Source organism: Brevibacterium sp. LAARM3_SD1, from assembly GCF_057364765.1.
This window is the reverse complement of the sequence record NZ_JBNFOL010000040.1, coordinates 15,060-30,137: the sequence shown is the minus strand read 5'-3', so window position 1 is coordinate 30,137 and position 15,078 is coordinate 15,060. Positions and strand designations below refer to the sequence as shown.

Below are 15,078 nucleotides of genomic sequence, written 5' to 3'. Positions count from 1 at the left end.
TGTTGTATGGGCTAGAACGAACACGTTATTGGGTCCTGGAATCACAAACCCCAACCGATTGGTTGGGTGTGGTTTCAACCAACAGGACCAACCCCGGTACCGACTGGCAGCTGTGTGTTGTCGGGTGGTGGTGGGTGTTTGGTAGTGGTTTGAGAATCGTATAGTGGACGCGAGCATCAAATAACACGATTGTGTTGTTTATGTAATGTGATTTTTCTTGTCATCATCTAGTTAGGTGAATGAAACAATTTTTCGCGCGCATGAACCAATCCTTGTGGGGTTGGGTGAGTGTGTAAGAGCGCATGGTGGATGCCTTGGCATCAGGAGCCGATGAAGGACGTGGAAATCTGCGATAAGCCTCGGGGAGCCGATAAACAGGCGTTGATCCGAGGGTGTCCGAATGGGGAAACCCCGCCACTCGTGAGGGTGGTGACCCGTGTCTGAATATATAGGGCATGTGGGGGGAACGCGGGGAAGTGAAACATCTCAGTACCCGCAGGAAGAGAAAATAACAATGATTCCGGGAGTAGTGGCGAGCGAAACTGGATGAGCCTAAACCGTGTGCGTGTCAAGCGTGCTGGTGTTGCGTACACGGTGTTGTGGGGTGTACATGGTCCGGTCCAGCATGGCCGGTCTGTGACGAGTGTTGGTGTAGTCGAACCTGGTGGGAAACAGGACCGGAGTGGGTGAGAGTCCCGTAGACGAAACGTCAGCCAGTTGCAGTGTGTGCGTTGCCCGAGTAGCACGGAACTCGTGGAATTTCGTGTGAATCTGCCAGGACCACCTGGTAAGGCTAAATACTTCCTGATGACCGATAGCGGAATGAGTACCGTGAGGGAATGGTGAAAAGTACCCCGGGAGGGGAGTGAAAGAGTACCTGAAACCATGTGCTTACAATCCGTCAGAGCAGTATCTTGATGACTGTGATGGCGTGCCTTTTGAAGAATGAGCCTGCGAGTTAGCGGTGCGTGGCGAGGTTAACCCGTGTGGGGTAGCCGTAGCGAAAGCGAGTCCGAATAGGGCGTCTCAGTCGCGTGTCCTAGACCCGAAGCGGAGTGATCTAGCCATGGGCAGGGTGAAGCGTGTGTAAGAGCGCGTGGAGGCCCGCACCCACTTCAGTTGAAAATGGAGGGGATGACCTGTGGTTAGGGGTGAAAGGCCAATCAAACTCTGTGATAGCTGGTTCTCCCCGAAATGCATTTAGGTGCAGCGTTGCGTGGTTCTTGCTGGAGGTAGAGCTACTGGATGGCTGATGGGCCCTACCGGGTTACTGACGTCAACTAAACTCCGAATGCCAGTCAAGGTTCAGCGTGGCAGTGAGACAGTGGGGGATAAGCTTCATTGTCGAGAGGGAAACAGCCCAGACCATCAACTAAGGCCCCTAAGCGTGTGCTCAGTGGGAAAGGATGTTCAGTTGCGAAGACAACCAGGAGGTTGGCTTAGAAGCAGCCACCCTTGAAAGAGTGCGTAATAGCTCACTGGTCAAGTGATTGAGCGCCGATAATGTAGCGGGGCTAAGTACACCGCCGAAGTTGTGGCAGCACCACGTGATTCCGTAATGGTGTGGTGTTGGGTAGGGGAGCGTCGAGTCGCTGGTGAAGTCGCCGTGTGAACGAGTGGTGGAAGCGATTCGAGTGAGAATGCAGGCATGAGTAGCGAAAGACGGGTGAGAAACCCGTCCACCGGATGACTAAGGGTTCCAGGGCTAGGCTAATCCGCCCTGGGTAAGTCGGGACCTAAGGCGAGGCCGACAGGCGTAGTCGATGGACAACCAGTTGATATTCTGGTACCGACACACAACCGACAGTACCAAAACACATGATACTAACCCTGTGATGACCCCGTGGTGCCTTCGGGTACCTGGTTGGGTTTGAGTGGGGGACCTGAGTGTGGAGTCGGTAAGCGTGAGGTGTGACGCAGAAAGGTAGCCAGGCCGTGCGATGGTAGTCACGGTCTAAGGTTGTAGCACGTGGGGGTAGGTAAATCCGTCCCCACAGGTGTGTGAGAGCTGATGGGCGCCCACGTTGGTGGGGTGATCTGGTGATCCTCTGCTGCCGAGAAAAGCATCGACGTGAGGGTGTGTGTTGCCCGTACCCTATAACCGACACAGGTGGTCGAGTAGAGAATACTAAGGTGATCGAGAGAATCGTGGTTAAGGAACTCGGCAAAATGCCCCCGTAACTTCGGGAGAAGGGGGACCATCCCGGTGAACCCACCATGCGTGGGGATGTGCTGGTGGTGGTCGCAGAGGCCAGAGAGAAGCGACTGTTTATTAAAAACACAGGTCCGTGCGAAGATGTAAGTCGATGTATACGGACTGACGCCTGCCCGGTGCTGGAAGGTTAAGAGGACCTGTTAACCCTTTGGGGTGAAGCGGAGAATTTAAGCCCCAGTAAACGGCGGTGGTAACTATAACCATCCTAAGGTAGCGAAATTCCTTGTCGGGTAAGTTCCGACCTGCACGAATGGCGTAACGACTTCTCTGCTGTCTCAACCACGAACTCGGCGAAATTGCATTACGAGTAAAGATGCTCGTTACGCGCAGCAGGACGGAAAGACCCCGAGACCTTCACTATAGTTTGGTATTGGGATTCGGTGTGGTTTGTGTAGGATAGGTGGAAGACTGGGAAGCCCTGACGCTAGTTAGGGTGGAGTCGATCGGTGAAATACCACTCTGACCATAGTGGATTCCTTAACTTCGGACCCTGATCGGGTTCAGGGACAGTGCCTGATGGGTAGTTTAACTGGGGCGGTTGCCTCCTAAAGAGTAACGGAGGCGCCCAAAGGTTCCCTCAGCCTGGTTGGCAATCAGGTGTCGAGTGTAAGTGCACAAGGGAGCTTGACTGTGAGACGGACGTGTCGAGCAGGAGCGAAAGCTGGGACTAGTGACCCGGCCATGGCTTGTGGAAGCGTGGTCGCTCAACGGATAAAAGGTACCTCGGGGATAACAGGCTGATCTTGCCCAAGAGTCCATATCGACGGCATGGTTTGGCACCTCGATGTCGGCTCGTCGCATCCTGGGGCTGGAGTCGGTCCCAAGGGTTGGGCTGTTCGCCCATTAAAGCGGTACGCGAGCTGGGTTTAGAACGTCGTGAGACAGTTCGGTCCCTATCCGCTGCGTGCGTAGGAAATTTGTGGAGGTCTGTCCTTAGTACGAGAGGACCGGGACGGACGAACCTCTGGTGTGCCAGTTGTTCCGCCAGGAGCATGGCTGGTTGGCTACGTTCGGGATGGATAACCGCTGAAAGCATCTAAGCGGGAAGCCGGCTCCGAGATGAGATTTCCAACTGACTTTGAGTCAGGGGAGGTGTCCTATAGATGATGGGGTTGATAGGCCGGGTATGGAAGCACTGTGAGGTGTGGAGTTGACTGGTACTAATACACCGATCACTCATCAACTCTTTTTATGGGGTTGGTGTGTGCGAGAAAGTGTTTTGCTCGCTGACTAGGTTTTTAGTGATGATTTGATTGTTCGCCCCCTGGGGTGTGCATGTTGCATGTTTGGTGTTCGCGTTCGCTGTGCGGTTCTTGGACCACTACCGCCCGAGGGTTTTTGGGTGTGTGTGGTTTGTTGGTTTTGCGGTGGTGATAGTGGTGGGGAAACGCCCGGTTAACCGTTCCGATCCCGGTAGCTAAGCCCATTCGCGCTGATGGTACTGCAACTTGGTGGTTGTGGGAGAGTAAGTGACTGCCGCAATAATTTGTTGAGAGGGAAGCCCTGTCCATTCGTGGATGGGGCTTTCCTGCTATTCACTCATATTTGCTACCTGACGGCGGCGCAGCTACCTGGCGCGGGGTTGCTCGGCCCCCGTCAGGTAGCAATTGAGAGGAAGTTGCGGAATGGGGCGTCGCCGGTGACGTGCAGGTCGCTGTCTTCCGGCTCATAGTTCTCTGCGTTGAGAACCATGTGGTGCTCGCTGAGGACTGTGTCGTTCTGGCCGACAGTGCTGCGGTGGCCATTGGGGGAGTAGCCGAGCTTCTCCGATACTCGTCGGCTGGCATCATTGTTCGTGAAGTAGGCGGAGTCGAATCGCGTGGCACCGAAATGTCGGATGAACGTTTCGACGATGATCCGCCGCATTCTGGTGCCGTAGCCGCGGCCCTGTTCGGGCAGAGCCAACCACGAACCTGTTGAGACTGTTCTCGTCAGTGGATACCGATGCGCATTGACACCTTGTACCCCGATGGCGCGCCCATCGACCCTGACCGTGAACTCGATCGTCCAGTCATCAACGGTGAAGTTCGCCCGTGTCGACCAGTGATACTGTGCGAGGCTGCGCGCTACCTGTTCATCGGTTCCTGAATCCCAATTGACGAGGAATGCTTCGATTCCGTCTCTTCTGACGCCGCCTCGAGCGATTTGGGCGAGCTCGGGAATATCTGCTTCTCGGACAGGGGAGAGCTTGATATCCCCTGATCGCAGATGAAGTGCGAACGGCGGCCAGATCTCCGAGATGTCCATGTGCCTTGTACTCATTCTTTCCTGCTCAACCGCGCCCAGATTGCGTGGGAGACTCATATCCCACTTGAAGTGACCGGACAACGTTGTCCATTATCTGGTCGCTCGGATTGTTGTTATACGGGTCACGGTATGTTTGTGCGCATGAGTCTACATCCATCACTGCAGCCAATCTTCGACACTGTGCTCCAACGCAACCCTGGAGAGTCGGAGTTTCACCAAGCGGTACAGGAAGTTCTCTATTCCCTGGGCCCCGTCGTGGACAAGCACCCCGAATACCTGGAACTCTCAGCGCTCGAACGGCTGTGCGAGCCCGAACGCCAGATCATCTTCCGGGTTCCCTGGATCGATGACTCCGGAGAGGTGCAGATCAACCGCGCCTTCCGCGTGCAGTTCAACTCTGCTCTCGGCCCGTACAAGGGCGGCCTGCGCTTCCATCCTTCGGTGAATCTCGGCATCGTCAAGTTCCTCGGCTTCGAGCAGATCTTCAAGAACGCCATCACCGGCCTGCCCATCGGCGGCGGCAAGGGCGGAGCGGACTTCGACCCGAAGGGCCGCAGCGACCGCGAGGTCATGCGCTTCTGCCAGTCCTTCATGACGGAACTGTCCCGTCACATCGGCGAGTACCGCGATGTGCCTGCCGGTGATATCGGCGTCGGCGGTCGCGAGATCGGCTACCTCTTCGGCCAGTACAAGCGAATGACGAACTCCTATGAAGCCGGTGTGCTCACCGGAAAGGGACTGTCCTACGGCGGCTCCATGGTCCGCACCGAGGCCACCGGCTTCGGCGTCGTCTACTTCCTCAAAGACATGCTCGCCGCCGCGAAGAAGAACATCGACGGACGCACCGTCTCGATCTCCGGGTCCGGAAATGTCGCCGTGTACGCCGCAGAGAAGGTCACGGCCTTCGGCGGTACCGTCATCACAATGTCCGACTCGGCTGGCTTCATCCATGACCCGGACGGCATCGACACCGAACTCGTGAAGCGCATCAAGTTCGAAGAGCGCGGACGCATTTCCGAATACGCCGAACAGCGCGGCGGGCGCGCGACCTATCACGAGGGCGGTAACGTCTGGGACGTCGAGGTCGAAGTCGCACTTCCGTGTGCGACTCAGAACGAACTCGACGGAGAATCCGCTGCGACTCTCGTCAAGAACGGCGTCATCGCCCTCGCCGAAGGTGCGAACATGCCCTGCACCCCGGAAGCTGTGAAGATCTTCTCCGAAGCCGGCGTGCTCTTTGCTCCCGGCAAGGCCGCAAACGCCGGCGGCGTTGCCACCAGTGCGCTCGAAATGCAGCAGAACGCCAGCCGCGACTCGTGGGACTTCGACTTCACCGAGGCTCGCCTGGCCGAGATCATGGGCGATGTCCACGACAGCTGCGCCGCCGCTGCCGACGAATTCGGTTCACCCGGTGACTACGTCGCCGGCGCCAACATCGCCGGCTTCATTCGTGTCTCCGAGGCGATGCTCGCCCAGGGAGTCGTGTGATCGACTGATCCATCCACGGTCGGCAGACCGGCCGGACCCTGGGTAGGCAGCCTGAGGCCGACAACCAGGACCACGCGGCAGAGGCCCTGCTCCGAACGATTGAGCTTCCAAGAGAAGCACAACGGTCCGGAGCAGGGCCTCAGCCGTACCCGTAGGGCGCTGTCGAACCGGGTGGCCCCATCTTTGACGGCCAGCCTGGGACTCACTGGAAGGACATGTTTGAGCCCGTCGGCTCGGTCAGCGGTTGCCGATGGTCCCGTAGCCCTTGCGCCAGCGCAGCAGGGGACGGCTCGTTCCCGCATCGGCGCCGGCGCCCATGGACACCACCTCACCGACGACGATGTTGTGAGTCGCGACTTCGAGGACCTCGGTGAGTTCGAGCTCGAACCAGGCGATGGCCTCAGTGAGCACCGGTTGTCCTGCCTGCGGGGCCGGAAACGTGTCGATGCCCTTGAGCGATCCGTACAAAGGTTGACCCGAAGCACCGAGTCGTTCGGAGATGTCGCGCTGATCGGAGTTGAGCAGCGAGATTGCAAAATGAGAGCTCGTCTCCAGGGTCTCCATCATCCGTGAGCCTGAATACACGCTGACCGCCATCGTCGGGGGATCGTACGACACGTCGAGAAACGAATCGACGGTGATCGCATGCAGCGTATTGCCCCGGGTAGCGGAGACTACGGCGACGGCCGCGGCGATGTCATCGCTGAGCTCGCGGTAGCGTTCTGTGAGGGAATCGTCGTAGGCCTGGTCCATGACTCTCATTCTAGGGAACTACAATGGAGCCATGACCATTCCAGCTTCAGGCGGTTCAGCAACGATCGAGCGCGAGCAGTCCGAGCAGCTAGTCGAGCCCGGCGACCACGAGCGCTTCAGCCACTACGCGCCCAAGGACAAGATCATGGAGTCCATGGTGACCGGGACTCCGCTGATCGCCTTGTGCGGAAAGGTGTGGGTCCCCACGCGCGACCCCGAGCGGTTCCCGATCTGCCCCAAGTGCAAAGAGATCTACGAGACGATGTCCGAAGGACCGCAGGAGTAGATGTCCGCGGATCGTCTCCCAACAGCACCAGGGACCTCCGCGGCAGAACAGCTTCCACCGGCATTCCCCGAGCGCGCAGCGTGGGGAACGGCGGGAAAGCTGCGTGCCTGGCAGGCAGAGGCTCTCGAACTCTACTTCCAGAAGCAGCCCAAGGACTTCCTTGCTGTCGCAACCCCCGGGGCAGGTAAGACCACCTTCGCTCTGCGCCTGGCGGCCGAACTGCTGGCCCAGCGGGTCGTCAACAGAGTCACCGTCGTCGCTCCCACCGAACACCTCAAGGTGCAGTGGGCCGATTCGGCGGCACGTGTGGGCATCAAACTCGACCCGCACTTCAAGAACTCCCAGGGCAAACACGCACCCGGATACCACGGAGTGGCTCTGACCTATGCGCAGGTGGCGGCCAAACCCGTTCTCCACCATAACCGGACCGCCGCAGGTCGTACCCTGGTCATCCTCGACGAGGTCCACCACGGAGGCGACGCCCTGTCGTGGGGCGACGCCGTGCGGGAGGCCTTCGGCCCCGCGGTCCGCCGCCTGTCCCTGACCGGAACCCCCTTCCGCTCGGACACGTCACCGATCCCGTTCGTCACCTACGCTCCCGACGAGAACGGCATCCGCACCTCGGTGGCGGACTATTCCTACGGCTACGGCCGTGCGCTCAAGGACTCCGTCGTCCGCCCCGTCCTCTTCCTCGCCTACGCCGGCGCCATGACCTGGCGCACCAAGGCCGGCGACGAAATGTCGCACGTCCTCGGCGAAGAGACGACGAAGGACATCAACTCGCAGGCCTGGCGCACCGCACTCGACCCGAAGGGCGACTGGATCCCGGCGGTGCTCAAGGCCGCCGATATACGACTGACCGAAGTCCGACGCACCGTCCACGATGCCGGCGGCCTCGTCATCGCCACCGACCAGGAGGCGGCCCGCGCCTACGCCAAACGCCTGCACGAGATCACCGGAGAGAAGCCGACCGTCGTGCTCTCCGACGAGGCCGGCGCCTCGGAGCGGATCGAACAGTTCCAGAACTCCACCGACCGGTGGATGGTCGCCGTGCGGATGGTCTCCGAAGGCGTCGACGTTCCCCGACTGTGTGTCGGCGTCTACGCGACCTCCGCGTCGACGCCCCTGTTCTTCGCGCAGGCGATCGGACGCTTTGTGCGTGCCCGCAAACGCGGCGAGACCGCCTCGGTGTTCCTGCCCTCGGTGCCGGTGCTGCTGGCCCTGGCGAACTCGATGGAAGCCGAACGCGACCATGCCCTCGACCGACCGAAGAACGAGGACGAGAACGACGTCGTCGTCTTCGACGATGAGGCCATGGAGCAGGCGAATCGAAACGAGGGTGCCTCGTCGGACCAGCTCGGTTCCTTCGAAGCGCTCGGCGCCGAAGCCCTGTTCGACCGTGTCCTCTACGACGGCGGTGAATTCGGCACCGGCGGAGCCATCGGCTCCGAAGATGAACTCGACTTCATCGGCATCCCCGGCCTGCTCGAACCCGATCAGGTGCGTGAGCTGCTGAGCACTCAGCAGGCGCGGCAGGCCAAGCGCAAGACCGCGGCGGCGCCCCCGGCACCCGAAGTCGAGACGAGCGAGCTCGAGCACCGCGCGATGAAGGAAGAGCGCAATCAGCTCCAGAGCCTCGTCGGCGCCTGGTCGAGACGTACCGGCACACCGCACCAGAACGTCCACGTCGAACTGCGCAAGGCGTGCGGGGGACCGGCCGTCGCTCAAGCCACACGCGAGCAGATCCAGGCCCGGATCAAGAAGCTGCAGGGCTGGTTCATCGGCAAGAAGTGAGACCCGGGCGCCGGCAGGAGAGACTCACCGGCTGTGAGATCAGCGAAGCCGCCGAGGCAGACAGTGCGTCAGCCTCGGCGGCTTCGTTCGCGATCGGACGGGTGGGTGATGGGGCGGGTGCGGGATGGGGCGCGGTCAGTTATAAGCGGGCTCGATCCGGACCCTGGAGACCGCCCAATGGGCCAGGTCGCCGGGTGCTTATCAGGCGGAATAGAACACGGTGGGAATAGCCGGCTCGCCGTCCTGCAGACGCCTGGCCGAACGTGGCAGCTCCGCCAACGATTCGTCATGTCGGGCACAGGCCTTCTTCACACCCGCAGCACCGATGAACGACTCATCGACCTCACCGTCGAGAACGAGATCGACGCTCAGCCGGCGCCCCTCACCGAGGTCATCGGGCAGAGACGGAATGCCGACGGCTTCCTCCACCGCGATCGGACCGTCGATGAGACGCAGCGCCTCTTTGTGTCCGCCGCGTGACGGTTTGCCGGAGGAATGCTTGGCCACCGAGGTCCACTCGCCGGCCTCATCGGCGCGAGCCACGAGCTTGTACACCAGCCCGGCGGCCGGGGCACCCGAACCGGTGACCACACGGGTGCCGACACCATAGGAGTCGACGGGAGACGCCGCCAGTGCGGCGATCGCATACTCGTCGAGATCGCTCGTGACGGTGATCGTCGTATCGCGTGCGCCGAGGCGGTCCAAGCTCTCGCGCACCTCACTGGCCTGTTCGATGAGGTCACCCGAATCGATGCGCACACCGCCGAGGTTCGGACCGGCCAGTTCGATCGCCGTGGTCAGTGCCTCCTCGACGTCGTAGGTGTCCAAGAGCAGAGTCGTATCGGTGCCCAGCGACTTCAGCTGGGCGGCGAAAGCCTCGCGCTCGGAATCGTGGAGGAGAGTGAACGAGTGGGCGGAGGTGCCGATCGTGCGCAGACCGTACTGCAGACCGGCTGCCAGGTTCGATGTCGATGCGAAACCGCCGATGACAGCCGCCCGAGCCGCGGCCACGGCCGCATGCTCGTTGGTGCGTCGTCCGCCCATCTCCGCGCAGGGCCGGTCGCCGGCCGCCTGAGCCATCCGAGACGCCGCCGAGGCGACTGCGCAGTCGTAGTTCATCGCCGAGAGGATGAGGGTCTCGAGGATGACGCCCTCGGCGAACGTCGATTCGATCGTGAGCAGCGGTGATCCCGGGAAGTAGATCTCCCCTTCCGCATAGCCGCGGATATTGCCGGAGAAACGATAGTTCGCCAGCCAGTCGATGGTGCGCGAATCGACGATGTTCTCCCTGCTGAGGAACGAGAGCTCGGCGTCGTCGAAGCGGAAGTCGCGGATCATCTCGAGGATCCGACCGGTGCCGGCGACGACACCGTAGCGGCGACCTGCGGGAAGACTGCGGCCGAAGACTTCGAAGAGGCTCTTGCGGTGAGCGGCGCCGGATTCCAAGGCCGCCTGCACCATCGTCAATTCGTACTGATCCGTGAAGAACGCCGTCGAATCGGTCCGTGTGAGATCACTCATAGGCGCGATCTTACGTCACGACAGCGTCAGTGTTCTGCCGTAAGCTGGAAACGTGAGCAATCCAACGACACCAGTCCTGGAGCCGGAGGTCGACGTCCGGCCATCCGAGAGCCTGGCCAAGCCCTGGCGGACCGTGGTCTTCAACGACCCGGTCAACCTCATGAGCTATGTCAGCTTCGTGTTCCAGACCTACTTCGGGTACTCCGAGGAGAAGGCCCACTCACTCATGCTCGAAGTCCATGAGAACGGACGCTCCGTGGTCGCCACCGGAGGTCGCGAGGCCATGGAACGAGACACCCAAGCGATGCACGAATACGGTCTGTGGGCTGCGTGCCAACCCGATTCAGGATCCGACTGACACATGGCCGCTATCGACGCACGAGGGGACGACGTCGTCCTCACACTGCAGGACAACGAACGCTCGCTCATGCTCACCGTATTCACCGATCTCGCGGCTCTGCTGGCCGAAGACAGTGACGACGATGACGACCGCCCGGACTCGGAGAACTGGGAAGCCCGACTCGGCCTCGTCGACCGGCCCCGCCCCGAGGACCCGGCACTGCTGCGTCTGCTGCCCGACGTCGATCCCACCGATGCAGAGCGTTCAGCGGAATTCCGCCGCCTCACGAATTCGATCTCAAGCAGGCCAAGGCACACAATGTGCGCATCGTGCTGCTGGGACTGAGTAAGGGCAACGACATCTCCCTGACCCGGGACGAAGTGCTCGCCTGGATGAAAGGGCTCAACGATCTGCGACTCGTCCTCGCCGTCCGCCTCGGGATCGACACCGAGGAGGCACAGGAGGAGAAGTACGCCCACCGCGAGGACCTCTCCGAATCGGAAGACCTCACCCTGACCCTGTACGACTTCCTGACCTGGATTCAGGACCGACTGACGACGACCTTGCTCGACCAGACGCAAGGGGATGACGAGCTATGAAACTCACCGCTATCGGCACCGCCGGCTCCTTCCCGGGACGCGGCGCCCTCGCCAGCTGCTACCTCATCGAAACCGATGAGGACACACCCACTCGCATCATCCTCGACCTCGGATCCGGTGCGCTCAGCCCCCTGCAGGAGACGATCGACACCGATCGCCTCTCCGGGATCGTGCTCAGCCACCTCCACCCGGACCACTGCATGGACATGACCGGTCTGTACGTCAAACACTGCTTCGACCCGAAGTTCTTCAACGGCGACATCTCCGACACCGGCACGATCCGCACCCGCACCCCGGTGCTCGCTCCGGCCGGTGCGAAGGAACGGCTGTTCCGGGCCTACTACACGGATCCCGGCAAGTCCCCGGTCGCCAACGGGGGAGACGACTCGGACTTCGACCACGCCTTCGAATTCACCGACATCGACCACGGCAGTCGGCATCAGATCGGATCGCTGACCATCGAATCCTTCCTCGTCGACCACCCTGTCGAGGCCTACGCACTGCGGATCACCGACGCGGCCGGCAAGGTCATCACGTATTCCGGCGACAGCGACGAATGCGACAACCTCGTCGAGGCGGCGAAGGGTGCTGACCTCTTCCTCTGCGAAGCCGCTTTCCAGGAAGACCGCGACTCCGCGCGCGGCATCCACCTCACCGGCAAACGCGCCGGACGAGTAGCGCAGAGCGCCGAGGCGGCAGCGCTCGTGCTCACCCACATCCCGATCTGGACCGACTGCTCCATCGTTCGCGGTGAAGCGGCCGGGGAGTACCGTGGACCCATCGAGCTGGCGAAACCCGGAGCCACCTGGACCGTGTGAGTCGGCGACGACCAGCAGACACCACCACCGAGACGAAAGAGGCAGACAGTGCGAGCAGACGGCCGTGCCGCAGACGAACTCCGTGAAGTCCGGATCACTCCGGACTGGATCAACACCGCCGAAGGGTCCGCGCTCGTGGAATTCGGCAACACCCGCGTGCTCTGCGCGGCCTCGCTGACCGAAGGAGTGCCGCGCTGGCTCAAGGGCCAGGGACGCGGATGGGTCACCGCAGAATACGCCATGCTCCCGCGGGCCACCGACTCCCGCAGTACGCGTGAGTCAGTCAAGGGCAAACAGGGCGGACGCACCCACGAGATCTCCCGCCTCATCGGACGCAGCCTGCGTGCGGTCATCGACATGGACAAGCTCGGAGAGAACACCCTCGTCCTCGACTGCGACGTCCTCCAAGCCGACGGCGGCACCCGCACCGCGTCGATCACCGGCGCCTACGTGGCCCTGGCGAAGGCCATCGACAAGGGACGCTCGACCGGGCTCATCCCCGCCGCCCACCAACCGATCATCGACTCGGTGTCGGCCATCAGCGTCGGCATCATCGACGGAGAGCCCCTCCTCGACCTGCCGTACGTCGAGGACTCGCGCGCCGAAACCGATATGAACGTCGTCATGACCGGTTCCGGAAAGTTCATCGAAGTCCAGGGGACCGCCGAGGGAGCGCCATTCGACCGCGAAGAACTCGGCAAACTGCTCGACCTCGCAGCTCATGGCTGCACCGAGCTCACCCGCATCCAGTCCGACGTGCTCGCCGGATGACGATCTTCGTCCTCGCCACTCACAATGAGGGCAAGAAACGCGAGCTGCTGACCATCCTCGGCCCCGTCCTCGGTGACGACACCCAGGTGCTGACCGCCGCCGAGGCGGGACTGGCCGATGTCGCCGAAACCGGAGTCACGTTCACCGAGAACGCGCTGATCAAGGCGCGTGCCGCGGCCGCCGCGACAGGACACACCTCCATCGCCGACGACTCCGGCATCAGCGTTGACGTCCTCGGCGGTGCACCGGGCATCTTCTCCGCCCGCTGGGCCGGCCGCCACGGCGACGACCGAGCGAACCTCGAGCTGCTGCTCGCTCAGCTGGGCGACATCGCAGCCGAACACCGCGGAGCACAGTTCCGCTGTGCCGCTGCTGCTGTGACCGCCGACGGACGCGAGTTCACCGCCGAGGGTGTGATGCCCGGACGTCTGGCAACCGAACCCAAGGGGGAGAACGGCTTCGGCTACGATCCGATCTTCATTCCCGACGGTTCAGACCTCAGCGCCGCCGAGATGAGCGCCGAGGAGAAGAACTCACGCTCGCACCGCCGGTTCGCCTTCGACGCACTGGCCGCGATCCTCGCCGACGAACCGAACCTCTGAGCCACCTGCCTAGGCCGCCCAGCATCTGAACACAGCAGCCTCACCAGCTGGGAACTTCGGATACACTGACGATGCTTGAGTGTTGGCGAACGACCCTTCTTCGTGGTCGGCGAAATCGAGGAGAACAATGAAGACTCCGGGCATCATGACGTGGGTGGCGGCCGCTGCCGCCACGAGCCTGCTGATCACAGGCTGTTCGGCCGGAGCCTCCGACTCCGGAGGCGATGCACAGAAGAAGGACTCGATGACCATCGCCTTCACCGCCGAACCGGTCAACCTCGACTTCACCTCCACCTCGGGAGTCGCCATTCCCGAAGCGCTGATGGAGAACGTCTACGAATCGCTCGTCCGGCTGGACGGAGAAGGCGAGATCCAGCCCGCACTGGCCAAGGACTGGAAACTGTCCGACGACCGCAAGACCTACACCTTCGAACTCCAGGACGGTGTGAAGTTCTCCAACGGTGCGGACTTCACCAGCGAAGACGTCAAGTACTCCTACGAACGAGTGCAGAAGGACTGGAAGAACGCGCTGAAGTCGAAGATGGACATCGTCGAGTCCATCGAAACCCCGGACGACTCCACCGTCACGATCGAGCTGAAGAAACCGTCGAACACCTGGCTGTTCAACCTCACCAGCCTCGTCGGTGCCGTCTTCGACACCGAGGGCACCACGGACCTGGCGAACGAAGCGATCGGCACCGGGCCCTTCGAGATCGAGAAGTTCACCCGCGGACAGTCCATCGACTTCGCCGCCCGCGACGACTACTGGGGCGAGAAGCCCTCCCTGAACTCGGTCAAGTTCAAATACTTCAAGGATGCGGTCTCGGCCTCGAACGCCCTGAAATCCGGAGAGATCGACCTCGTCTCCAACCTCCAGGCACCCGAACTGGCCGGAGAGTTCCAAAGCGATGACTACCAGATCGTCTCCGGCACCACGAACGGCGAGGTCGTGCTGTCGATGAACAACGCCGAAGGCATCTTCAAGGACAAGAAGGCCCGTGAAGCCGTGATGCATGCGATCGATCGCAAGGCCGTCCTCGACACCGCGTGGGCCGGCTACGGCGAACTCATCGGCTCGATGGTGCCCCCGACCGACCCGTACTACGAAGACCTCACCGGCGAATGGAAGTACGACCCCGAGAAGGCCAAGAAGCTCGTCGACGAAGCCGGGATCAAGGGCGAGGAGTTCGCCTTCACCGTGCCGAACCTGCCGTACGCGAAAGCGATCTCCGAGATCGTCTCCGCTCAGCTCGAAGAGGTCGGACTGAAAGCGAAGATCTCGACTCAGGAGTTCCCCGCCGTGTGGTTGGACAAGACCTTCACCGAACACGACTACGACATGTCGGTGATCAACCACGCCGAACCGCGCGACATCCTCACCGTGTTCTCGAAGGACTACTACATCGGCTACGACGACTCGAAGATCAAGAAGATCGCGGAGAAAGCCGACACCGGCACCGAAGAGGAATACATCTCCGGGATGAAGGAGATCGCACGGACGATCACCGAGGATGCCGCCTCGGACTTCCTGTTCCTGTTCCCGAACCTCGTCATCGCCAAGGCCGACGTCGAGGGGATCCCCGCCAACCGCGTCTCCGACGCGTTCAAGATCGCCGACCTCAGCTGGGCCTGACCGCGAACGTC

11 protein-coding genes, 2 rRNA genes and 1 pseudogene are annotated in these 15,078 nt (G+C 61.4%); 11 read left to right on the top strand and 3 right to left on the bottom strand.

What is annotated here, in order from left to right; translation table 11 throughout:
- Positions 1 to 282: 282 nt before the first annotated feature.
- Together AC2W7L_RS16745 and rrf are read left to right on the top strand one after the other, a co-directional pair.
- A 23S ribosomal RNA gene (locus AC2W7L_RS16745) occupies positions 283 to 3,399 on the top strand.
- A 179-nt stretch (positions 3,400 to 3,578) separates the two neighbouring features.
- Positions 3,579 to 3,697, top strand: a 5S ribosomal RNA gene (gene rrf, locus AC2W7L_RS16740).
- Positions 3,698 to 3,811: 114 nt separating this feature from the next.
- Here the strand turns inward: rrf and AC2W7L_RS16735 are convergent.
- A complete protein-coding gene (locus tag AC2W7L_RS16735; protein ID WP_486005348.1) occupies positions 3,812 to 4,477 on the bottom strand; it encodes a GNAT family N-acetyltransferase in 666 nt (221 codons plus the stop codon).
- Between the two features lie 126 nt (positions 4,478 to 4,603).
- Here AC2W7L_RS16735 and gdhA point away from each other — a divergent pair, with 126 nt between their 5' ends.
- Positions 4,604 to 5,950, top strand: coding sequence for an NADP-specific glutamate dehydrogenase (gene gdhA / locus AC2W7L_RS16730; protein WP_486005347.1), 1,347 nt, complete (start codon positions 4,604 to 4,606; stop codon positions 5,948 to 5,950).
- 237 nt (positions 5,951 to 6,187) lie between these two features.
- Here the strand turns inward: gdhA and AC2W7L_RS16725 are convergent, their stop codons facing one another.
- Positions 6,188 to 6,703: a flavin reductase family protein gene (locus AC2W7L_RS16725; protein WP_486005346.1), complete on the bottom strand. Its 516-nt coding sequence runs from the start codon at positions 6,701 to 6,703 to the stop codon at positions 6,188 to 6,190.
- 31 nt (positions 6,704 to 6,734) lie between these two features.
- On the opposite strand from AC2W7L_RS16725, the gene AC2W7L_RS16720 reads away from it, so the two are divergent.
- A complete protein-coding gene (locus AC2W7L_RS16720) occupies positions 6,735 to 6,989 on the top strand; it encodes a DUF3039 domain-containing protein (protein ID WP_035320920.1) in 255 nt (84 codons plus the stop codon).
- On the top strand, positions 6,990 to 8,783 hold the full coding sequence (locus AC2W7L_RS16715; RefSeq protein WP_486005345.1) for a DEAD/DEAH box helicase: 1,794 nt from the start codon (positions 6,990 to 6,992) through the stop codon (positions 8,781 to 8,783). It begins immediately after the preceding gene.
- Positions 8,784 to 8,984: 201 nt separating this feature from the next.
- Here the strand turns inward: AC2W7L_RS16715 and AC2W7L_RS16710 are convergent, their stop codons facing one another.
- Complete coding sequence (locus tag AC2W7L_RS16710) at positions 8,985 to 10,304, bottom strand: nicotinate phosphoribosyltransferase (protein ID WP_486005344.1); 1,320 nt, start codon at positions 10,302 to 10,304, stop codon at positions 8,985 to 8,987.
- A gap of 52 nt (positions 10,305 to 10,356) precedes the next feature.
- Here AC2W7L_RS16710 and clpS point away from each other — a divergent pair, with 52 nt between their 5' ends.
- The 6 genes and pseudogenes from clpS to AC2W7L_RS16680 all read left to right on the top strand — a co-directional run bounded on the left by clpS (position 10,357) and on the right by AC2W7L_RS16680 (position 15,067).
- Positions 10,357 to 10,662, top strand: coding sequence for an ATP-dependent Clp protease adapter ClpS (gene clpS, locus AC2W7L_RS16705; protein WP_135810635.1), 306 nt, complete (start codon positions 10,357 to 10,359; stop codon positions 10,660 to 10,662).
- Positions 10,663 to 10,665: 3 nt separating this feature from the next.
- Positions 10,666 to 11,243 (top strand): annotated as a pseudogene (locus AC2W7L_RS16700) (DUF2017 family protein).
- A complete protein-coding gene (locus tag AC2W7L_RS16695; protein ID WP_486005343.1) occupies positions 11,240 to 12,061 on the top strand; it encodes an MBL fold metallo-hydrolase in 822 nt (273 codons plus the stop codon). Before AC2W7L_RS16700 ends, AC2W7L_RS16695 begins: the two are co-directional and overlap by 4 nt.
- A gap of 48 nt (positions 12,062 to 12,109) precedes the next feature.
- Complete coding sequence (rph, locus tag AC2W7L_RS16690; protein ID WP_486005342.1) at positions 12,110 to 12,832, top strand: ribonuclease PH; 723 nt, start codon at positions 12,110 to 12,112, stop codon at positions 12,830 to 12,832.
- The gene (gene rdgB, locus AC2W7L_RS16685) at positions 12,829 to 13,434 is read left to right on the top strand and encodes an RdgB/HAM1 family non-canonical purine NTP pyrophosphatase (protein ID WP_486005341.1); all 606 of its coding nucleotides are present in this window, start codon (positions 12,829 to 12,831) and stop codon (positions 13,432 to 13,434) included. Before rph ends, rdgB begins: the two co-directional genes overlap by 4 nt.
- 127 nt (positions 13,435 to 13,561) lie before the next feature.
- Complete coding sequence (locus tag AC2W7L_RS16680; protein WP_486005340.1) at positions 13,562 to 15,067, top strand: ABC transporter substrate-binding protein; 1,506 nt, start codon at positions 13,562 to 13,564, stop codon at positions 15,065 to 15,067.
- Positions 15,068 to 15,078 lie beyond the last annotated feature (11 nt).

Bases quoted from the DNA above. Each gene is read 5' to 3' on its own strand.
- AC2W7L_RS16735 (WP_486005348.1), bottom strand. From the start codon at position 4,477: ATGAGTACAAGGCACATGGACATCTCGGAGATCTGGCCGCCGTTCGCA.
- gdhA (WP_486005347.1), top strand. From the start codon at position 4,604: ATGAGTCTACATCCATCACTGCAGCCAATCTTCGACACTGTGCTCCAA.
- AC2W7L_RS16725 (WP_486005346.1), bottom strand. From the start codon at position 6,703: ATGGACCAGGCCTACGACGATTCCCTCACAGAACGCTACCGCGAGCTC.
- AC2W7L_RS16720 (WP_035320920.1), top strand. From the start codon at position 6,735: ATGACCATTCCAGCTTCAGGCGGTTCAGCAACGATCGAGCGCGAGCAG.
- AC2W7L_RS16715 (WP_486005345.1), top strand. From the start codon at position 6,990: ATGTCCGCGGATCGTCTCCCAACAGCACCAGGGACCTCCGCGGCAGAA.
- AC2W7L_RS16710 (WP_486005344.1), bottom strand. From the start codon at position 10,304: ATGAGTGATCTCACACGGACCGATTCGACGGCGTTCTTCACGGATCAG.
- AC2W7L_RS16695 (WP_486005343.1), top strand. From the start codon at position 11,240: ATGAAACTCACCGCTATCGGCACCGCCGGCTCCTTCCCGGGACGCGGC.
- rdgB (WP_486005341.1), top strand. From the start codon at position 12,829: ATGACGATCTTCGTCCTCGCCACTCACAATGAGGGCAAGAAACGCGAG.
- AC2W7L_RS16680 (WP_486005340.1), top strand. From the start codon at position 13,562: ATGAAGACTCCGGGCATCATGACGTGGGTGGCGGCCGCTGCCGCCACG.